This is a genomic window from Chitinophaga sp. Ak27, from assembly GCF_012726295.1.
In the GTDB taxonomy this organism is placed as follows: Bacteria; Bacteroidota; Bacteroidia; order Chitinophagales; family Chitinophagaceae; genus Chitinophaga.
Genome location: NZ_JABAOB010000005.1, coordinates 362,332 through 383,216 on the forward strand (window position 1 = coordinate 362,332; position 20,885 = coordinate 383,216).

Genomic DNA, 20,885 nt, shown 5'->3' on the forward strand with positions numbered 1-20,885 from the left:
TATGGATCAACATTCATTACTATTCCAGGCGATGGTATACCTGGCCGCAGCGATTGTATTTGTACCTCTGGCTAAGAAATTGGGATTGGGTGCCGTATTGGGCTATCTGCTAGCTGGTATTATTATAGGCCCTTCGGTATTGGGTTTTATAGGTACGGAAGGAGAAGACATCATGCACTTTGCGGAATTTGGCGTGGTGATGATGCTGTTCCTGATCGGTATAGAACTCGAGCCTGCATTGCTATGGCGGCTGCGGGCCTCCATACTTGGGCTGGGAGGGCTGCAGGTAGTACTGAGCGCCGCTGCCCTTGCTGGTATTGCATTACTGCTGGGGCAACCGGTGAATAGCTCGCTGGCCCTGGGCATGATATTGTCGCTTTCATCAACCGCCATTGTATTACAGACCCTGAATGAAAAAGGGTGGATGGGTACCGCTGCAGGACAAAGTGCGTTTTCTGTATTATTATTCCAGGATATCGCGGTGATCCCTATGCTGGCCATATTTCCGCTATTGGCGGGAAGTGTGGCCACAGAGGCGACTTCGCATACTCCTTCTCTCCGGGATAACCTACCCGGCTGGGGACAAACACTGGTGGTACTTGGAGCCGTTGCTATCATTATTATTGCCGGCAGGTACCTGGTACGGCCCATTATGCGGGTGATCGCCCGTACACGGGTGAGGGAACTATTTACCGCCACCGCCTTGCTAATGGTGGTAGCCATTGCCGTACTAATGAACCTGGTGGGCCTGAGTTCCGCGCTGGGGGCCTTCTTAGGCGGGGTAGTGCTGGCGAACAGTGAGTACCGCCATGAGTTGGAAAGTGATATTGAACCATTCAAAGGATTGTTGTTGGGTTTATTCTTTATTGCGGTGGGCGCTTCTATCGACTTCAAGCTGATATTGGAACAGCCCTGGCTAATAATGGGGCTGGTAGTGGGTATCATGGCAGTCAAAGGCATTATACTGTTTATATTGGGTAAGATATTTAAGCTGAACATAGACCAGAACCTGCTGTTTGCCTTTGCCCTGGCGGATATTGGAGAATTTGCCTTTGTGCTGTTGTCCTTTACCAGTCAAACGCAGCTGCTAAGTGGTGAAATGACCGCCATGATGACGGCCGTGGTGGCTATTAGTATGGCGTTGACGCCGCTGATTATGCTGTTGTATGAAAAAGTGATACAGCCATATTTTACCCGTTCGGAAGTGAAAGCGGAGCGGGAAGCCGATGAAATTACCGAAAAACACCCGGTGATTATTGCAGGATTTGGCCGCTTTGGCAGTATGACAGGGCGTTTCCTTCGGGCCAACGGTATTAACGCCACTATCCTGGACCTGGATTCCGACCGGGTAGATGCCCTGCACAACCTGGGTATTAAAGTATATTATGGAGATGCTTCGCGGTATGATTTGTTGGCCGCCGCAGGTGCGGCCGATGCTAAAATACTGATCATTGCCACCGACCATCCGGAGCAAACGCTGGAAATTGTGAAGATGGCGCAGCGCTATTTTCCGCACCTGCAGCTATTGGTACGGGCAGAAAATAACGAAGATACCTTCGAGCTTATGGACCTGGGTGTATTACATATTTACCGGGAAACCATAGACACATCGTTACGGGTAGGAGTAGATGCCTTGCGCATGCTGGGCAACCGCGCCTATAAAAGCGAGCGGGCCGCCCGTACCTTTTTCCGGCAAGATGAACGTACGCTGAAAGGCTTATCAGCCCTCCGCGACGATAAAAAACAATATATCATTTCCATGAAAGAGCGCATTGAAGAAATGGAAAAGCTCATTTCATCCGATCGCGTAAAAACCTGGCTGGATGAAGGCCAGGGCTGGGATCCTGAATCACTGCGCGACGAAATCAGGGGCGAGAAAAGAGAAATAGAATAATACTTACCGGATATGCTGAATGATTAATTCGGCTACATGGTGCAACAGCCCAACATCCAGCGAATGTAAGTGATCGTGCATGGGTGTACTCGACACGGCTCTTACATAACCTTCTTCATCGGGTTCAAAGGTGATTTCATGTTCCTGGATCACCACCTTATATACCGTTTTGAATTGCTGATGCGCTGTTGTAACCTCTACGATATGTGGGTGACCTTTGTATTCAAATTTAAGTGTGAAAATGTCTGACATACAGTTATCGTTATGCAGCGCGCTTGCCTATTCATCCTGGTGATAGTACCGCCTGATCCGTTTTTTTTTCTTCACGGGAAAGCTGGTGAATAGCCCACAGGGAGAAGGAAGCAAGGCCACTGATGATCAATATGTAACCAATAAAACCGAGTGTATGGAAGACCTTAAACCATATCCAGTCGTTTGTGATGGCGTACTGCGCTAAGATAGCTAAAATCCCTTTGTTACAACTGTAAACGAATACCCAACTTATTTAATCCTTTTACCAGTAATAACATCAATACAGAGAAGATGCCGCACCATAGGATGCCTGGCACCCCTTGATTCAATACTGCGGGCAGGCTCACGCCGGCCAGTATCATACCGAAATAAACGATATCGGGCAATATATAGGTAAGCAGCGGATTGGATCCTGCCGGGCGGAAGAAGGCAGTCCACTTACTGACCTTGTTTACATCTATCAGTATATATAGCAGGGAAAATATCGCCACACAAATAGCCGCGCTATATAAGCACCAGGAAGGCGTAGCGCGTATTTTAGAAATTTGGTACGTAGGCCTTAACAGCAGGGCGCCCATCATTAATAGCACAAAAAAGCCGCATACTTTTGAAAAAAGCCTGCGTCCTTTCAAGTCGAGATCCTGATCAAAATAAAATAAGGTGAGCAACATGCCAGACAAAACAATAGACGCATGCGCCGCGTTCCGGCTCTGGGAAGCAATCCAGCTCCACTCTCCTTTGTGCATAAAGGGCTGCTTACATAAAATATAATAGCCAATGCAAACGGCTATCATGAGCATAATAGCGTTGGCATTGCCTTTAAACCATTGGTAAAAAATACAGGCGTATAGGTAAGCCCAGCCGATCAATCCCAGGATGCCCCACCATTGCGGCGCCAGTCGCTCGCTGCCATCGCCGCCACGATAAATGATGCCCAATATAATCAGCCCTGCCATACCGGCTCCTTTAAAGCACCAGCTTATCCAGGACTGTTTAAACGTATAAACGTTCCACACCAGGACAGCACAACCATAAAACAGCAACGACCATAATGCTACGCTCATGCCGGTAGCCGCGGCATTCAGCTCTTCTGTATTTACCATGAAAATACCCAGTACCCAGAGTCCCACGGTACGCCAACCGATGTGTTGTTGCAACTTCCAAAAACTATCTCCCTTAGCCAACCTGCTATTAATAGCAAACGGGATAGACATGCCGACAATAAAGAGAAATGCAGGGAATACCACATCTACAAATGTCATCCGGTCTTCCGTAGCATGTGCATGCTGCATCCAGGCGGGAATGCCCTGTACGCCGGCTACACTATTCACGAAAATCATGATCAGGATAGTAATTCCGCGGAATGCATCGATAGATAAAATACGACCGGATTTCAGGTTGTTGATCATACGGGTAACGAATAAGGGTTGAAGTAATAACAAAATACAATAATAAATTGTGTTTCATTCTTATTTATCAAGATCTCCTCTTATCCTTTCTAATATTGGAGGTGGCAAAAAATAATTACCTTTCCCCCGCTAACAAAATCTCAAACAACTTATGAAGCAACTCTTTCTCGCCGGCGTCGGCGTGGCTTTTTGTGTAGCCTGTAACCAGGGGCCATCCAACACCAACAAGCAGGTAAACGCCACCCCCGATGCAGTAGCCGCCAACGTAGATACTACTGTAAATCCCAAAGACGACTTTTTTGATTATGTGAACGGAGGCTGGATTAAACGTAACCCGATTCCCGCAGAATACAGCTCCTGGGGCATTGGCAACCTGGTACAGGAAGAATTATATAAACGCCTGCGTATCATCAATGAAAAAGCAGCAGAAAACCCATCCGATCCCATCTCTAAAAAAATTGCTGCCTTCTGGAAAAGCGGTATGGATTCCGCACGCATCAATGCAGCAGGTATTACGCCTATAGCCGGTACTTTAAAAGAGATTGATGCTATAACCAACGTACAACAACTGGCACAGCTGGCCTCTCAACTGAACGTAACCGCAGGTGGCACCTGTGATATTTACATAGGGCAGGATGCGAAAAACAGCGATGCCATTATGGTGCAGCTGGGGCAGGGCGGCCTCGGATTACCGAACCGTGATTACTATTTTAATACCGACGATCGTACTACTAAAATAAGACAAGCCTATCCCGGCCATGTGGCCAAAATGCTGGCATTTACCGGCATGGATACCACTACTGCGCAGAAAGCTGCGGCTGGCATTGTACAACTGGAAACCCTGCTGGCAAAATCCAGCCGCAAGCTGGAAGCCCTGCGTGACCCGGAAGCCAACTATCATAAAATGCCAGTAACCCAATTGAATAAAATTGCCGGGAACATAGACTGGACAGGTTTTATCAAACAACAAGGTATCAGCAAATTTGCAGACACCGTAATTGTTGGTCAGCCAGAATTTTATACTGCCTTAAGTGGCGCCATCAAATCACAACCACTCGACACCTGGAAGAATTACCTGAAATGGATAGTGATTGCCAATGCGGCGCCGCAATTGAGCGATACCATTGCTAATACCCAATTTGCTTTTTATGGTAAACTTCTCAGGGGACAAGACCAACAAAAACCCCGCTGGAAAAGGGTATTAGACGCTGAGGAAGGCGCCATGGGCGAAGCGCTCGGACAATTGTTTGTAAAAGAATTCTTCAATGCTACTGCTAAAAAAAGATATGAAAACCTGGTGGAAGAGATCCGTACTGCATTGAAAAACAGGATTGAACACCTTGACTGGATGAGCGACAGCACTAAACAAAAAGCATTATACAAGCTCTCCAAAATCAGCAAGAAAGTAGGCTATCCTGACAAGTGGAAAGACTTTTCCGCTATGGATATCAAGGATCAATCTTATTACCAGAACGTAGTAGCAGCCAAACAATGGTGGCAAAATTATGAGATTAATAAACTGGGTAAACCGGTAGACCGCAGCGAATGGGATATGACGCCACAAACCTATAATGCCTATTACAACCCCAGCAATAATGAAATCGTATTACCGGCAGGCATCTTCACCGTTCCCAGTAAGCGCGATGAAGAGCTGGACGATGCCGTTGTATATGGCTATGCCGGAGCTTCTACCATTGGACACGAAATTACCCATGGCTTCGATGACGAAGGCCGCCAATTTGATGCAGCCGGTAACCTGAAAAACTGGTGGACCAAAGAGGACATCAAAAAATTCAATGACCGCGCCGATGTGATGGTAAGACAGTTTAACGGCTATGTTGTAGTAGACAGCTTACATATTAATGGGAAAGCTACCCTGGGTGAAAATATCGCAGACCTGGGTGGTATCTTACTGGGATGGGAAGCATTTAAAACGACCGGACAATACAAGAAAAATGAAAAGATTGCCGGCTACACGCCTGCACAGCGCTATTTCATGGGATATGCCCTGGGCTGGTTGAGCCATACCAAGAAAGAATCGCTGGCCAGGCAGGTGCTGACAGATGTACATTCACCGGCTAAATTCAGGGTGAACGGCCCATTCAGCGATGTAGACGCGTTTTACGAGGTATATGACCTGCAGCCCGGAAACGGCATGTATAGAGCAGATAGTACCAGGGTAAAAATCTGGTAGGTATAGCACATAAAGCAGAAGACATAAAGCAAAAAGCTATTGAAGCGGATGATATTAGCGAATGTTTAAATACTCGCATCTATCGCTTCAATAGCTTTTTGCTTTTTGCTTTTAGCTTTTTGACCTGGCTATGAAAAAACCAACACCACATCGTACATTAGTGCCCTATAACGGTGTGTTTAAGATGAAAAATGAAACTCGCTGCAGGAGGCAGACAGGTAGATCGTTGACCAGCAAGATGGCAGCAGGTATGGTGGGATTAATGCTAGCCGGAACGGCCAGTTCCGCACAAATTTTTTCCGACGCTTTTCGCCCGTTTACGGGTGTACCCCGTCATTACGTATGTTATCAAACTACCGACAGTATACAGATTGATGGCAATATCACAGAAGGCGCCTGGGAGAAAGCACCCTGGTCGGAAGATTTTAAAGATATTGAAGGCGATGCTAAGCCTGCGCCACGACTGCGTACCCGGGTAAAAATGCTGTGGGATAGCCAGTATTTATATATTGCTGCGTCTTTAGAGGAGCCACACGTATGGGGCACGCTTTTAAACCACGATACTATTATTTTCCAGGATAATGATTTTGAGGTATTTATTGATCCGGATGGCAAAACGCACCAGTATTATGAAATAGAGATCAACGCTCTCAATACGGTAATGGATCTGTTTATGGTTAAGCCTTACCGCAATGGGGGATTGGCTATGCTCAACTGGGATACCAAGGGCATACGTACCGCTGTACATGTAAATGGCACCATCAACAATCCTTCGGATACAGATAAAGAATGGACGGTGGAGATGGCGATCCCTTATAGCGCCCTCAGCTTCTTCGATAAAGCTCAACGGCCTTCCGACAACACACTATGGCGGATTAATTTTTCAAGGGTAGAGTGGGATACCGATATAAAAAATGGCGCCTATGTAAAACAAAGAAAGCCAGAAAATAACTGGGTATGGTCGCCTCAAAACATTATCAATATGCATGCGCCGGAAAGATGGGGTTACCTGTTATTCACTACAAAGGAGCATACTGCCTTTCAGCTGCCGGCAGCCGAGGAAGCCAGGCCATACCTCTGGAAAGTATACTGGGCGCAACAACAATACCGACAAGCCCATGGACGTTATGCCAATAACCTGGCTGCGCTCCAAATACCTGAAAAGCAACGCGGCAGCAAAGGACAAACATATACGCTCCGCCTGGAGGCCACCTCTTCCCAGTTCAATGCCAACATCACCGGTACCGATTTTACCGGCGCCGTCTACATTGACCAGGAAGGTAAAGTTTATTACAACAGCAAATAACGGATATGAATAAACGTCATTTTATTAAGTCATTAGGTATTGGCGGACTGGCGCTGGTGAAGCCATCGTTGCCCGCGCGGGCAGCCGTAGCAGCAACTTCGCCACGCCTGGAAAAAACAGGCGTTGAACACCGGGTATGGATTAATCCTGATCATAAAGATACCACCGCGGTATTGCAAACCAGGTATGCTACTTACCGCAAAGCCGGGATTACCGATATTATGTTTGAAGCGGATAGCGAATTGCACTTCAAAACCGCCAAAGCCAATGGGATCAGGGCCCACCGCTGGATGTGGACCATGAACAGGGGCGAAAAAGAATTGTTGGCCAGTCACCCGGAATGGTATGCCCAAAATCGTAACGGCGAATCCTGCGCCAATCATCCACCCTATGTAGACTACTACCGGTGGTTATGTCCGAGTAAACCGGAAGTAATCAATTACCTCAAAGACCAGGTAGAAAAGATCCTCTCCCTGAGTTATGTAGACGGTATTCACCTGGACTATGTACGTTTTTGCGATGTGATATTGCCCGTTAACCTGTGGAGCCATTATGGTATTGATCAATCGAAAGAATTACCGGAGTATGATTTCTGTTATTGCGAACAATGCCGCAATGCCTATAAAGAAAAACGGGGTATAGATCCGCTGGAGATAGAGCATCCCGACCAAAGCCCTTCCTGGCGTAAGTTTCGATACGATCGTATTACCAACGTAGTGAATAACCTGGCAGCGGTAGCGCGGCAACATAAAAAACCTATTTCGGCGGCGGTATTTCCTACGCCGGAAATTGCCAAACGTATTGTGCGGCAGGACTGGACCAACTGGCCGTTGAACGCCGTATGTCCTATGATCTATCATGGCTTTTACCGCGAAAATGTGGAGTGGATAGGAGATGCAGTAGCAGAAGGTGTGAAGGGGCTACATGGGGCATTTCCATTATATGCAGGGCTTTATTTGCCTGACTTTCACGGTAATTATACCGATCTGGCAGAAGCCGTGAGGCTGGCTGTTCAAAACGGAGCGGCAGGTGTATCTATTTTCGGGGAAGTAACACCGGAAGTATTACGGATACTGGGAGAAAGCGCTTAATTTTCTTATATAGAAAGGGGCCCCGCGTTGTAACGCGGGGCCCCTTTTCATTTCCTGTTATCTTATAAGACATTTTTAGGTCTGTCTGCAGCAGGTTTACCAAACTCATAGTTAGGTTTGTTTCCCATTTTTATCACCATGGTGCCGCCTTTCACTACATCCTGGTGGGTAATAAAGCTTTTGCTGTAAGGCTTTCCGTTGAGCGTAATACTTTGGATATAGATGTTTTCCGGACTATTATTAATCGTTTGTACAGTAAATGTTTTACCGCCGCCTACTTTCAAAGTAGCTTTATCAAACAGCGGGCTACCTAGTACATACACGCCACTGGCGGGATTTTCGGGGTAGAAGCCCAGGGAAGAGAAGACATACCAGGATGACATAGCGCCACAGTCTTCATTACCGGCAAGTCCTTCCGGCTTATCGAAATAAAAGTCTTTCATTACCTGTCTTACTTTCTCTGCTGTTTTCCATTGGTTACCTGCGAAAGCATACATATAAGTTACGTGGTGACTAGGTTCGTTACCATGTGCATACATGCCTATGAGACCGGAGATATCGCTGGAGGCTTCGGCGCCCATATCGCCCTTGGCGGTAAAGAGGCTGTCGAGCTTGCGGGTAAATGCATCGTCGCCTCCCATGAGTTGGATCAGGCCTTCTACATCCTGTGGTACCAGCCAGGTGTATTGCCAGCCGTTACCTTCGGTGAAGTCGCCTTTTTCGTGTATGGAATTAAACGGATTGTAAGGTGTTTTGAAACTGCCATCGCTCATACGCGGGCGTACAAAGCGGATGGTGCTATCGAAATAGTTTTTGTAATAGCCGGCACGTTTTTTAAAGTATTCGTAGTCGGCAGTTTTACCTAACTTCTTTGCCATAGCGGCTATACACCAGTCATCGATCGCATACTCCAGTGCTTTGGAAACAGATTCATATTCTTTATCCGCCGGGATATAGCCCCGTTCCTTTACATATTTGAGTCCCAGGTCATCGCGGTTGGCGGTAACTTTCATCGCTGTAAACGCCTCTTCTGCATTGAAGCCTGTAAAGCCTTTGAGGTAAGCATCCACGATAGGAGGTACTGCATGATAACCAACCATACAATTGGTTTCATTGCCCATCAGGTGCCACACCGGCAGTTTACCCTGTTGCTTATAAACGGTGAGCATAGAGTTTACGAAGCTGTTTACCTTTTCAGGATGCAGGATGGTGCTTAATGGTGCGCAGGAACGGTAGATATCCCAGAGAGAGAAAACGGAATAGTTATCGAATCCTGGGTTAGCATATACTTTTTTATCGGTGCCGCGGTAACTACCATCATGATCGTTGAATAAAGCCGGATCAATCATGGTGTGATAGAGGGCAGTATAAAATACGCGGCGGGCGGATAGATCTTTAGTTTCGATATTTACTTTCGACAATTCCTTATCCCATTTAGCATTGGCAGTATTCACTGTTTTGGCAAAGTCCCATCCTGGTATTTCTGCTTTGATATTGGCGAGTGCATTTTCGCTGCTTACCGGGGAGATACCTACTTTCAGCATTACTTGTCCGGGAGATTTATCAAAGACGATGACTCCCTTGGCCGCTTTTGATTTTACCGAGTTTCCGGTTTGTTTGATATCTCCATCAAAAACGAGAAATTGTTTTACCGGTACAGAAGATTTAATCGCAAACCACAGGCGTTGGTCTTCTGCCCAGCCTTTAGAGTAGCGGTATCCTTCGAGGGTATATTCATCTACTTGTTTGATAAATGTTTCTACCGGAGCGTCCCAGCCAATACCTTCTTTCAGGTCGATGATGATATTAGCGGGCTGATTTTTCGGGAAGGTAAAGCGGTTAAGCGATACTCTTTCTGATGCCGTTAATTCCGCCAGGATGTTGTAGTCATCCAGCTGAACAGAATAATAGCCTGGGCGGGCTTTTTCGCGGCTATGGGAGTAATGAGAGCCGTAGCCGGAAGTAGGGTCTTCCTGTGTGCCCCTGTTGGTTCTTACTTTGCCGGTGTAGGGCATTACGAGTACATCGCCCAGGTCGCCGATACCTGTTCCGCTGAGGTGTTGCTGGGAGAAGCCAATCAACACGCTGTCAGAATAATGGTAGCCGGAGCACCAATCCCATCCTTTCACGATATTGGTAGGACCTACAGATATGGCGCCATATGGTACGCTGGCGCCTACAAATACGTGTCCATGCTCTCCCGAGCCGATATAAGGATCTACTGAAGCAACAGATTTGCTTTCTACAAATGTTTCTTTCTTCTGCGCCTCTGCCTGTACGCCGTGAAGCAATGCAGCAGATAGCGCCAAAGCACTACCTATCTTGAATCCCGATTTCATAATCAAAAACCTTTAATAATCCCGGCAATTTACGGCAGAATGTTAAAGGATTTTTGTTAATTTTTTACAGGTGGCTCACGGGCTGCAATTCCCTGGCAGACGCGGGTATCGGCGCTGGTTCCTTTCTCACTAAAAACTTACGGGTAAGTACCTGGTATACAATCATCAGCCACAACACCAGGCAGGGCAAGGCTTTGATGGCATATGGCGTGGCTATATTTTTCCTTACCCAGGGTGTTACCAGGTCGGAATGCGAGAAGCTGACCAATAAAATGGAGAAAAAGAGGAATATGTTATTTGCCCGGGTGGCGGGTTGTAACACGTACCAGATACATACTGCAGGTAAGGCAATGATATAAGTGCAAGCCTCGGAGCCGCTGCTGAACAACACCGGGAACATGAGGGTAGAGCATAATATGTATAAGCGGTAACGTGAGTTATATCGGTATTTGAGCTGAGTATATTGTAATAAGAAAAGTACAATAGCTGGTATCAGTATAATGGCGCCATTCAGCGAAGGAATATGAAATACCCGTTTGATGAATCCTCCGGCGGAAATATCCTGATAGAGGGTCGCTGCGGTGTTTACGTTCTGCTCATTCTTATGTACTAACTCTACATACCAATCCTGGTATGCCTGCATAATATATTGCGGCGATGAAATGGCCATTGGCAATACGAACAATACGGCGCTCCACAGGAAAAAGCCGGCGATAAAGCGCCTGGGATTAGGGCTAAAAAAGAAGAATGCCAATCCCACGATACCATATAGCTTGGTAAACGTACCCAATGCGATTAAAAAAGTGGCCCACATTTCCCGTCCTTTCAGGGTATTGGTAAACGTGAGGATGATAAAAGCCCCGATAAACTGGTTTAACTGGAACCAGCCGCTGGCGCCCATCATTTCCTGGGCACATAAGAGCAGGATAATATTTTGTTGGATGCGGCTGAGGGGGAGTTGCCTGATGGCATAAAACAGTACGGCCGCGCCGGTTAATGCCCATAACATAGCACCAAGGCGGTCGTCGAGTCCGGCAAAGGGAGCAATCAGGAAGCTGAATACGGGACCATAGTGGTTAACGTCAAAATATTCTGCCGGGTAAGCAGCGTATAGTGGTTGCTGATGCAACACATGGAAGAAGACCTGTTTAAATATAAGGTAGTTATTAATATTATGCCTGGAGATTTCCAGGGCGGCGCCCAGAAAGGCCAGTCCAAACCAGAGTCCCAGGATCAGCCACTCTTTCTCCGCCAAATAAGTCAGCACATTTCTTTTTTCACGCATATCAGTGATCATTTAAAGCTACAATATGCCTGTATAACGCGTGCCAGGAGGAGGCCCCCCTATGCTGGAGGATATTTATGTGGCAGTAGGTATGAAACACCTGTTCATTCCAGAAAAAAAACGCCTTATCGCAGGCGTACATTATTTTTCTGATTCCGCCCATTGCCTGGACTGCAGATTAATAGCATAAACAGTACCTGCGATTACCAGGCAGGATACGATCAGTACGGCAGATATAATCAATAACATAGCACTCGAATTTTTCACATGAACCCAAATTTACATTTTTTTTGTTACTGACCTAACGTCGCGGTTTCCCGCCAGAGTTTCGTAAATTAAGGGTATGAGCGCACAGATGAATGCAAGAAGAAAGCGTCCGGGTAAGGACGAGGAATTGACTTTTAAAGAACGACTGGCCGCGCTGCGGAATTTGCCTGCCTTTTTCCGGATGGTATGGCAAACCAGCCCGGGGTTAACCATCGCCAATACCCTGTTGCGGGTGGCACAATCGGCCATGCCTTTGTCGTTGTTGTATGTAGGCAAACTGATTATAGACCAGGTAGTACTGTTGAGCAAAGATGCCAGTCATTCTGCCACCTGGCTGTGGGAGCTGGTAGCCATTGAATTTGCGCTGGCTATTGTGTCTGATGCACTGAGCCGGGCCATTTCTTTACTGGATGGGCTGTTAGGCGATCTTTTCGCCAACCACACCTCCATAAAAATCATGGAACATGCGGCCAGGTTGGACCTGGACCAATTTGAAGACGCAGAATTTTACGATAAACTTGAGCGTGCCCGGCAGCAAACCAGTGGAAGAACAGTACTGCTGGCGCAGGTATTGAGCCAGGTACAGGATGTAATTACCGTTGCCTTCCTGGCGGCAGGCCTGATGATCTTCAACCCGTGGCTGATCCTGTTGCTATTGCTGGCAGTAGTGCCGGCGTTTCTGAATGAGTCGCATTTCAACGACCTGTATTACAAGCTGGCCTGGGGACAAACTTCCGACCGGCGGGAGCTGGACTACATCCGCTACCTGGGCGCGAGCGATGAAACAGCCAAAGAGGTAAAGGTGTTTGACCTCTCCAATTTCCTCATTGACCGCTTCCGGGCAATTTCCGATAAATTTTATACCGATAAAAAGGTGTTGCAGGTGAGGGACTCCATCTGGGGTACTGTATTTGCCTTTGTGGGCGCGGCCGGCTACTATGCCGCCTATGTGATCATCATCCTGCAAACCATACGCGGACATCTCAGCATTGGCGACCTGGCTTTCCTGGCAGGTTCTTTCCGGCAACTGCGCACCACCTTTCAGGGTATCCTGATCCGGTTTTCCAGCGTAACCCAGGGCGCGCTGTACTTACGCGACCTGTTTGAATATTTTGAGATCCAGCCGAAAATGGTGGCAGTCGCACGTCCTAAGCCATTTCCCCGGCCTATACAAACGGGTTTTACTTTTGAAGACGTGGGGTTTAAATATGTAAATTCCGATAAGTGGGCTATCCGTCACCTCAGCTTTACCCTGCATGCCGGAGAAAAACTGGCGCTGGTAGGAGAAAACGGCGCCGGTAAAACCACGCTGGTAAAGCTGCTTTCGCGTTTATACGATCCGGTAGAAGGCCGGATTTTACTGGATGGAGTAGATTTGAGAGAATACGACATCAATGAATTACGTACACAGGTGGGCGTTATTTTCCAGGATTATCAACGCTACCAGATGACTGTTTCTCAAAATATTGCCGTAGGCAAAATCACGGAAAGTCACAACCAGCCTATGATTGAGGAGGCGGCCAGGCAAAGCCTCGCTTATCCGTTGATAGAAAAAATGCCCCATGGCTTTGACCAGATGCTCGGTCGTCGCTTTAGTCAGGGTGTAGAGCTTTCCGGGGGCGAATGGCAGAAGATAGCGCTGGCGCGGGCTTACATGAAAGATGCCCAGCTGCTGATACTCGATGAGCCCACCTCCGCCCTGGACGCCAGGGCAGAATACAACGTATTCCTGCATTTTGCAGAACTGACCCGCGATAAAACTGCCGTGTTGATTTCTCACCGTTTTTCTACTGTACGCATGGCCAACCGTATACTGGTATTGGAAAAAGGAAGCCTGGTAGAAATCGGGAGCCACCAGGAACTACTGGATAAGAAAGGTAGGTATGCCGAGCTGTTTGAGCTCCAGGCAGCCGGCTATAAATAGATTGTTTGCTAGTCGGGAAACGTTCTTTAAAATATGATGGAGGAGAATAAAATGCTCTTTCTGTAAACAGAAGGTTTGCCGGCTATTATTCTCTCTACCGGTGGGTATACCACCATTTTAATACGATGGCCAATAACAGCAGTACAATACCTGATATCACCTTTACCCAGGGCATTTCTCTTTTTACCAGTAACTCGCCCGAAATACGCTGCCAGGCTTGCTGCGGGTGATATTGCTCCATTTCCCCCATTTCTTTCTTCAATATTGGCTCCTGGCTTAATTCTTCAAACAGTGCCCGGTTCTCCTCACTGGCAGACATCCATTGATGCAGCTCTTTTCGCTCTTCATGCGACAAAGCGTTCTTCCAATACTTAACAATTAACCTTGATGTATGATACACTTGTTCCATATCCTACTTTTATAAACAAACAAGATATAACGCCAGGAAAGTTTCTGACGTTAACTTCAACCGCAGGAGTTCCATGGCCCTCGACTTCTGCAGCATCACTGCGTCCATAGAGATATTTAACCTGCTGGCAATGGTATCGTTTTGTTCCCCCTCGATAAAACCCAGGCGGAATACCTGTTGACAGTTTTCCGGCAATGCGGCTATGGCGCCATAAATCTCTCCCCATACTTCTGCTTTCAGCAGGGCGGTTTCGGTATGCTGCTCCTGTTGCCGACAGGCGCTTTTCACCATTGTATACAACAACGTTTTAATAGCCGGGTAGTCGGTAATCGTTTGCTTTTGGCGTGCATACTGGATAAATACTTCCTGTACAATATCTTCCGCTATAGCGGAATCGGAGATAAGCAGGTCGGCAAATCGGCACAGACGCAGGTATAGCAGGTCAAATAATGACTTCAGCTGGTGGAATATGGGAGATTGTTCTTTGGTGTACATGTAGGGTAAATTTAGAGAGAATAGGGGGGATTTGCAATGGTGAGGGAGAGAATGATCCAAGCTTCTCCGAAATTACAGGCTCGGTAAATTAGCCGCCACCAACTCATACAACCTATCTATAATTAATCCTCGCTTCGCTTCAAAGGCCCCTTCCAGCTTAAGGAACCAGGGATCCGCGTTGATTACATTCGCCACATGAATTGACGCCTTCTTCACAGGCTTTTTCTTATAGTGCACGATAAGTTCATCACTACGTACCCTGGCAGCCTGCAGACAGTAGGCCATTTCTGGCAGTCGTAGCGCGGTTTCCAGCTGAGGTGCTACTATATCCAGGTGGAAATAGATAGCATGGTCAAACCCTTCATAGTCAAGGTATTCGCGCCATTCATTTACTACTGCCAATGTATATTGCACAGGGGTGAGAGCTGGCAGCTGGTCTAATAATAACCAGTAATTGCGGGGAAGTTGTTGTTCTTTTTCCAGGTTATAGGCCAGCAGCGTTAACGCCCCTTCTTTATCGTTCTTTTTACTACGTAAGATCTTTTCAGGTAGGGTATATCTTTCTTCTTCAATACTGGCCAAAGTTTTAGCGATATCATAACTGCATTTGGTCAAATGCTCCGCGGCTGTTTCGGTTGCTACAGCTGCTTTTTCAACGACAATAGCTACCATTTCGGCCTTGAACTGGTGAATCGCCTGGTCGATATTGCCGTTGGTATTATTGAGTAATTGGAGGGCATGACGTAGGCCTATTGGGATTTGCTGGCGCAATAAGTTTACTTCTTGCTGGTATTGCATGGGTAAATGTTTACAGGGGTCAACAGCCTGCGCCGCTCAGCTAATACTACCTTTAGCCTATTAAATATTTTATCACTCATAAAACCGCTTTTAAAGCATACTTATCAACAATCTAAGTATAATAACTCTCATATATTGCAAAAAGCTATAAAAAGATATTTATATAAAAAAGTTAATGCTCATTTTATCTCTTCCAGGGAATAGAAATTTTTCCCTATCTTATGGTTCCTATGAAAAAACGACTTGCCGAACTCCTGGTTATTTACGTTATCTACTTTCTCACCTTATTGCTGTATATCCACCTGCATGCAGGTTATGTGCGCGTGGCGCTGGGATCGGTGGTTATCTGGCTCATTCCGCTGATAGCGGTGTTACCTACGCAGTTCCTCGCGTTTATCATTGGAGTAGGGTGGCCTGGAAAAGCAGATGAGACACTGGATGATAAAACGGATACCCGCATTTACCGGGTAACGCACCTGGCAGTATACCTGCTGATAGTGATCCTGGCATTTAAATAAAAAAGCCCGGCTCAGCAGGCCAGGCTCCGTCAGTAAACCCTTTTCAGCTTATACGATTTTAAACCATGGCATTCCATCCTTCCCTTTCGGGTGGTGGATAGAAGTGAGCACCGCACTGTCGCTGATTTCGTACCAGGGAAATGAGCTCCGCCCTTGCGGATGATGCGTGGTAGGGTATAGCTTATTATCCCGTATCTCGAACCACGGCAGGGCACTGGAGCCGTTATCGTGATGAACAGTAGTATACACGTTATTTTCTCTTATTTCATATTCGGCAAATGAACGCGCACCTTCCGGGTGGTGCAATGTTCTATGGAGTTTCATATTTAATAGATTTTTTGGGTAAAAAATATGGTTAACACAATTATTGGGTTTACTTAACAATAATCGAATATAGGAAAATATTTAATAAGGATGACCAACCAGTTGTTAAAAATATCTGATCATTTGAAGATCCTCATTTCTCTGTCAACCTATACCCATTGCCATATTTATTACGAAGCACTACCGTTCCATCCACCACTTTCAACACCCTATTGATCCGGGATATATAACTATATACCCGCTTTATATCTCCCGATACAATGAGCATAAGTTCTGCTTCCGATATTAACACTCCGGGATTAGTCAGAAAACAGATTATTAAACGATGCAAATAAATAGGTAGTTTCCTTTTCCGTTCCGGACCAGCCATTTCCCTTGTTTCCTTGTTATAGTTAGATCTGCCGATAGGAATCATTTTGATTCATTATTGGAGGTGTGATAAAATAATGTAGTAAAACATCTGACAATTTTCTGATGTTGAATGTCTTGCAAAAAAATTCAGTGCCAGACAAACAACCTGTCAACTGCATTTCCAGCCAATGGCCGTCTTCACCAGAGAGAAAACAAATAGGTACTCCCCGGTCTTTAGCACGAATTCGTTTCCCCAGTTGAATACCATCTAAACCAGGCATAACAACGTCCAGCAAGCAAAAATCAAATCTCATTTCATTAAAAAGCAGCCATGCCTGCTCGCCATCGCCGGCATGAAACACCTCAAAACCGGACTGACGAAGGATCCTGCTTACAATACCACTAAATAGGATATCGTCATCCGCGTGAAGGATTCTTAACTTCATATGTTTATTTAGATTTGATTAACAATTTGCAAGCATTTAGTAGATAATATCGGTATACCTGTAGTACTGATTGGGCGATGTTGCTTAGAACATACTTTATGTTGCGTTCTCATGAATGCAGATTATTTAATTCTTCAAAGAAAAAAATTATTATGCAGGATACCTGAATGCTTAACTACTATTTTTAAAAGCATCTCTCAAAACTGATTCCATATTATTGATATAAACATCAGTAGTAAACAGTTTTAGCATCAACAATTAACTTGTTAATACAATGCTTAAGTAGATTCGTCAACGTTAGTATTTCACTAACGTATAGTGGTGATATTTTTTTATGCAACAACATGCATCAAATAGATATCCCCGCACTTTTTTTGTTAATCTTAATTAACAAACATTTCATTCACATATATCTGCCATACGCTATCCCTGTTAGTAGCCTTTTAGTAACTACCTAACGATAAAGTGTACACGTAAAAAGCACCCACACATTTATCAAGTCAAAAAATATTTTAAAAAAATTTTGGAGATATTAAAAAAATATATTCATCTTTGCACTGTTAAAAAAATCATAAACATGTACCGCTCAATTATACATATACAAACAAAAAATTGGTTTAGCCACAAAGGGGGCTATGCTAATGGCGGGGCATGTTATGCTACTGAATAGTTGATAAAACGAATTCGATATAACACAAGCCCCGCAAGAGATTGCGGGGCTTTTTATTTGTGCTTAAAATAGATTTTAAACATGCAAATGCGCATTCAATACATATCATTTGGTCACCACAGCGGTAAACAACAGTTACCGATAGGAGACACGTATACATATTATTTTCAACGACCGAGTTGTCAACGAACCTAACCAAAGGTTATGCTGAACAGAAAGCCGGTCGTGACGAACGACCGGCTTTTTTATTGCCCCTAAATTGGTAAAAGTCAATATAGCAAAAGGTTATAGGACAATTTAACCAACGTAAACCCGGCCTTCATCCATTACTCACTCGTATAGTGAGGACCCCAAAGTGTGCATAGGCCACACGCTGACCAGTAGCTCAATGGTGAGAGCGACTGCCTTATACGCAGCAGGCTACCGGTTCAAATCCGGTCTGGTCAACTATTTTCATGGTGCTTGTAGTTCAATGGCAGAATATCCGGCTGTGAACCGGAAGAACAGGGTTCGATCCCCGCCAGCACCCAACCGTGAGTACGGCGACGTGGGAGTGTCGCAATGGTCTGTAAAACCATCGCCTTAACGGCTTAGCAGGTTCGAATCCTGCTACTCACACTCCGTAAATGCAACGCATTTGCTAAAGAACTTCCCTCACGGGAAGACGAGTATCGATGCCTTCACCAAGCAAACCAGGCGAGGGTTTCAGATAGCCCCGCAGTGCAGCCGTAGTAACGCGCTGTATGCTGTTGCTTCACAGGCACTATGCTCGCCATCATCTATGGGTCGCAGGTTCGATTCCTGTCCGCCTGTATAGGCGGTAGCTCAGTAGGAAGAGCAATAGACATGTCTTCCTTTATAGGAAAGGTCAAAACAGAGGACTGACAATCCTTAAAAACAACATGGACTTGAAATCCAGACAACCAACAAAAGCCAGGGCTGTAAGCCCTGCCACTTCATCAAAAGGATGATAACGGCAAATGAGTAAACACCAGCAGGCAATCGCTTCGGCTGTTATCTCCCATCACTTGGCACTTCCGCCCCAACTGATGCAGGGATAGCTGTTGAATCACTGCCTCCGTGCACCCTCATCGGACAACACTCCTGGCTTTTTTTAATGAACCCCAAAAAACAAAAAAATGAAAAGAGTTACCATCAATGCCTACGAAAGAGGATTGATATTCAAGAACGGCGTATACCAGCGAATGCTGACAGAAGGTCGTCACTGGCTGATTAACGAAGATGCTCAGATCTATGATATCAACAAACCTTTTGTAGCCCCCATTGAATTAAACATATTGCTGCAAGACAGCGACGTCAGAGTCGCTTTGCACGTAGTGGAAGTAAGCGAAACTGAAATTGTGCTGCACTATGAAAACGGTTTACTGAAGCAGGTACTGACCGCCGGAAGATATACTTTCTGGAAAAACATGATTGACTATAAGTTTGTTAGAGCCGACATCTCTAAGATCGCCATCACCGAAAATATAGACCGGTCTACCTTGAGTCACCGGCTGGTAGCACCTTTCGTAAGAACGTTCAACGTAGAAAATTACGAACAGGCAGTGATGTTAGTAGATGGTAAATACGCCACTACCTTGTATCCCGGCATCTATTCCTGGTGGAGAAATAATATCTCTATCGCCATCAGCAAAATTGATATGCGGCAGATGCAGCTGGAAATCAACGGCCAGGAAATCCTGACCAAAGACAAAGCTGCCCTGCGTATCAACGCATGGGCACAATACCAGGTAGCAGATATCAACAAGGCCATCCTGCAAAACAAAGAATATGAAAGGCAACTGTATGTGTTGTTCCAGCTCGCGCTGAGAGAATACATCGCCACCTTGCATTTCGATGAATTGCTGGAAAAGAAAGATGCCCTGGCGCCTTTCATTATGAAGGCAGTAAGCGACAAGGCTGAAAACCTGGGTATTACCCTGCATACCTTCGGTATCCGCGACATCATCCTGCCAGGCGATGTGAAGGAAATCATGAACCAGGTACTGGTAGCCGAAAAGAAGGCGCAGGCCAACATCATCATGCGCCGGGAAGAAACTGCCAGCACCAGGAGCTTGCTGAATACAGCCAAACTAATGGAAGACAACCCCATGCTGTTTAAGCTGAAGGAGATGGAGTATGTGGAAAAGATCGCTGAAAAAATCAACAGCATCAGCCTGAGCGGAAACGGCGTGCTGATAGATCAATTGAGGCAAATATTTATCCCTAAATAGAACAACGGGTGCATCAAATTTGATGCGCCCGCTTGTTATCTTTTTGCTTTCTGGGTAAAAAACTAACTTTGCCTTATGGACGGACAATATAGAAAAGATATTTATCCAGGACTGGAAGTAGCCATCATCCTGAAAAAAGACCAACGCAGCGGTAAAAAAACCTACGGCATTGTGAAAGATTTACTCACCTCGGCCGCCTACCACTCCCGCGGTATTAAAGTGCGGCTGGAAGATGGCCAAATAGGCCGGGTAGTAGAAACAGACGTAGTAGGCGACGAAGACTAAAGCAGCTTCAGATCTTTGGTGATGCGGTCTATCGCCTCATTGAGGTTAGGACCGATAGCACAACAGGTTTTCGTAGGCACGCCTCCAAATTCCGTTAACCCCGAATCTGTTATCAAAGTAGCATTCAGTCCATCCTCCACGGCTTGCTGATACACCCGCTCCAGCTCTTCTTCTGAATCGACCGACAAACAAATTTTGGTAAACCCTTTCGTCATCCATTCCGACACCTCTTCGGGGTTTCTTAAGTTCGTTTGCAGCGTATAGCCTTCTATGGTAGCATGGCGGGTAAGAAAGGCAATAGATGCATGCGCCCCCTGGGCAATCATTTTCCCCTTGCGCATGTTTAAATCCTTGCGCATCACAATTACCTGCTTAACTATCCTGGACGACATAT

19 protein-coding genes and 3 tRNA genes are annotated in these 20,885 nt (G+C 45.9%); 11 read left to right on the top strand and 11 right to left on the bottom strand.

Annotation, left to right across the window (positions count from 1 at the left end; all coding sequences use genetic code 11):
• Position 1: 1 nt before the first annotated feature.
• Positions 2-1,894: a monovalent cation:proton antiporter-2 (CPA2) family protein gene (locus tag HGH90_RS18835; RefSeq protein WP_168764809.1), complete on the top strand. Its 1,893-nt coding sequence runs from the start codon at positions 2-4 to the stop codon at positions 1,892-1,894.
• A 3-nt stretch (positions 1,895-1,897) separates the two neighbouring features.
• On the opposite strand, the gene HGH90_RS18840 is transcribed toward HGH90_RS18835, so the two are convergent.
• Together HGH90_RS18840 and HGH90_RS18845 are read right to left on the bottom strand one after the other, a co-directional pair.
• A complete protein-coding gene (locus tag HGH90_RS18840) occupies positions 1,898-2,146 on the bottom strand; it encodes a hypothetical protein (protein WP_168764810.1) in 249 nt (82 codons plus the stop codon).
• Positions 2,147-2,370: 224 nt separating this feature from the next.
• A complete protein-coding gene (locus HGH90_RS18845; RefSeq protein ID WP_169191701.1) occupies positions 2,371-3,588 on the bottom strand; it encodes a DUF5009 domain-containing protein in 1,218 nt (405 codons plus the stop codon).
• 118 nt (positions 3,589-3,706) lie between these two features.
• Here HGH90_RS18845 and HGH90_RS18850 point away from each other — a divergent pair, with 118 nt between their 5' ends.
• From HGH90_RS18850 to HGH90_RS18860, 3 genes are all read left to right on the top strand, one after another.
• Positions 3,707-5,749 (top strand): M13 family metallopeptidase, encoded by a 2,043-nt coding sequence (locus tag HGH90_RS18850; protein WP_169191702.1) that lies wholly within the window; start codon positions 3,707-3,709, stop codon positions 5,747-5,749.
• A gap of 184 nt (positions 5,750-5,933) precedes the next feature.
• Complete coding sequence (locus HGH90_RS18855; RefSeq protein ID WP_248277034.1) at positions 5,934-7,055, top strand: carbohydrate-binding family 9-like protein; 1,122 nt, start codon at positions 5,934-5,936, stop codon at positions 7,053-7,055.
• Between the two features lie 5 nt (positions 7,056-7,060).
• Entirely contained in the window at positions 7,061-8,146 is a 1,086-nt protein-coding gene (locus HGH90_RS18860; RefSeq protein WP_169191703.1) for a family 10 glycosylhydrolase, read from the top strand.
• A gap of 62 nt (positions 8,147-8,208) precedes the next feature.
• On the opposite strand, the gene HGH90_RS18865 is transcribed toward HGH90_RS18860, so the two are convergent.
• Both HGH90_RS18865 and HGH90_RS18870 read right to left on the bottom strand, forming a co-directional pair.
• Complete coding sequence (locus HGH90_RS18865) at positions 8,209-10,485, bottom strand: GH92 family glycosyl hydrolase (RefSeq protein WP_168764814.1); 2,277 nt, start codon at positions 10,483-10,485, stop codon at positions 8,209-8,211.
• Positions 10,486-10,549: 64 nt separating this feature from the next.
• Positions 10,550-11,770 (bottom strand): glycosyltransferase family 87 protein, encoded by a 1,221-nt coding sequence (locus HGH90_RS18870; protein WP_169191704.1) that lies wholly within the window; start codon positions 11,768-11,770, stop codon positions 10,550-10,552.
• Between the two features lie 343 nt (positions 11,771-12,113).
• Here HGH90_RS18870 and HGH90_RS18875 point away from each other — a divergent pair, with 343 nt between their 5' ends.
• Positions 12,114-13,961, top strand: coding sequence for an ABC transporter ATP-binding protein (locus HGH90_RS18875; RefSeq protein ID WP_247679908.1), 1,848 nt, complete (start codon positions 12,114-12,116; stop codon positions 13,959-13,961).
• 94 nt (positions 13,962-14,055) lie between these two features.
• Here the strand turns inward: HGH90_RS18875 and HGH90_RS18880 are convergent, their stop codons facing one another.
• The 3 genes from HGH90_RS18880 to HGH90_RS18890 form a co-directional block, all read right to left on the bottom strand.
• Positions 14,056-14,370: a hypothetical protein gene (locus HGH90_RS18880; protein ID WP_168764816.1), complete on the bottom strand. Its 315-nt coding sequence runs from the start codon at positions 14,368-14,370 to the stop codon at positions 14,056-14,058.
• A gap of 9 nt (positions 14,371-14,379) precedes the next feature.
• Entirely contained in the window at positions 14,380-14,865 is a 486-nt protein-coding gene (locus HGH90_RS18885; RefSeq protein ID WP_169191705.1) for a sigma factor-like helix-turn-helix DNA-binding protein, read from the bottom strand.
• A gap of 72 nt (positions 14,866-14,937) precedes the next feature.
• The gene (locus HGH90_RS18890) at positions 14,938-15,663 is read right to left on the bottom strand and encodes a hypothetical protein (protein ID WP_169191706.1); all 726 of its coding nucleotides are present in this window, start codon (positions 15,661-15,663) and stop codon (positions 14,938-14,940) included.
• 230 nt (positions 15,664-15,893) lie between these two features.
• On the opposite strand from HGH90_RS18890, the gene HGH90_RS18895 reads away from it, so the two are divergent.
• Positions 15,894-16,181, top strand: a complete 288-nt coding sequence (locus HGH90_RS18895; protein ID WP_168764819.1) for a hypothetical protein — start codon at positions 15,894-15,896, stop codon at positions 16,179-16,181.
• A 48-nt stretch (positions 16,182-16,229) separates the two neighbouring features.
• Here the strand turns inward: HGH90_RS18895 and HGH90_RS18900 are convergent, their stop codons facing one another.
• The 3 genes from HGH90_RS18900 to HGH90_RS18905 all read right to left on the bottom strand — a co-directional run bounded on the left by HGH90_RS18900 (position 16,230) and on the right by HGH90_RS18905 (position 17,302).
• Positions 16,230-16,505, bottom strand: coding sequence for a hypothetical protein (locus HGH90_RS18900; protein ID WP_168764820.1), 276 nt, complete (start codon positions 16,503-16,505; stop codon positions 16,230-16,232).
• Positions 16,506-16,638: 133 nt separating this feature from the next.
• Positions 16,639-16,773, bottom strand: a complete 135-nt coding sequence (locus tag HGH90_RS32000; RefSeq protein WP_262888596.1) for a hypothetical protein — start codon at positions 16,771-16,773, stop codon at positions 16,639-16,641.
• A gap of 124 nt (positions 16,774-16,897) precedes the next feature.
• Positions 16,898-17,302 carry a response regulator transcription factor gene (locus tag HGH90_RS18905; protein WP_168764821.1) on the bottom strand — a complete coding sequence of 135 codons (405 nt, stop codon included), beginning with the start codon at positions 17,300-17,302 and terminating at the stop codon, positions 16,898-16,900.
• Between the two features lie 1,044 nt (positions 17,303-18,346).
• On the opposite strand from HGH90_RS18905, the gene HGH90_RS18910 reads away from it, so the two are divergent.
• The 5 genes from HGH90_RS18910 (at position 18,347) to HGH90_RS18930 (ending at position 20,491) form a co-directional block, all read left to right on the top strand.
• Positions 18,347-18,419 (top strand) — tRNA-Ile (locus HGH90_RS18910).
• 10 nt (positions 18,420-18,429) lie between these two features.
• A tRNA-His gene (locus HGH90_RS18915) sits at positions 18,430-18,501 on the top strand.
• A 4-nt stretch (positions 18,502-18,505) separates the two neighbouring features.
• Positions 18,506-18,590: transfer RNA gene (locus tag HGH90_RS18920), tRNA-Tyr, on the top strand.
• Positions 18,591-19,111: 521 nt separating this feature from the next.
• Entirely contained in the window at positions 19,112-20,206 is a 1,095-nt protein-coding gene (locus tag HGH90_RS18925) for a slipin family protein (RefSeq protein ID WP_168764822.1), read from the top strand.
• A 75-nt stretch (positions 20,207-20,281) separates the two neighbouring features.
• The gene (locus HGH90_RS18930; RefSeq protein WP_145662520.1) at positions 20,282-20,491 is read left to right on the top strand and encodes a YwbE family protein; all 210 of its coding nucleotides are present in this window, start codon (positions 20,282-20,284) and stop codon (positions 20,489-20,491) included.
• Here HGH90_RS18930 and pth2 read toward each other — a convergent pair.
• Entirely contained in the window at positions 20,488-20,883 is a 396-nt protein-coding gene (gene pth2 / locus HGH90_RS18935) for an aminoacyl-tRNA hydrolase (RefSeq protein ID WP_168764823.1), read from the bottom strand. The two genes, HGH90_RS18930 and pth2, sit on opposite strands and share 4 nt — an antisense overlap.
• Positions 20,884-20,885: the final 2 nt, after the last annotated feature.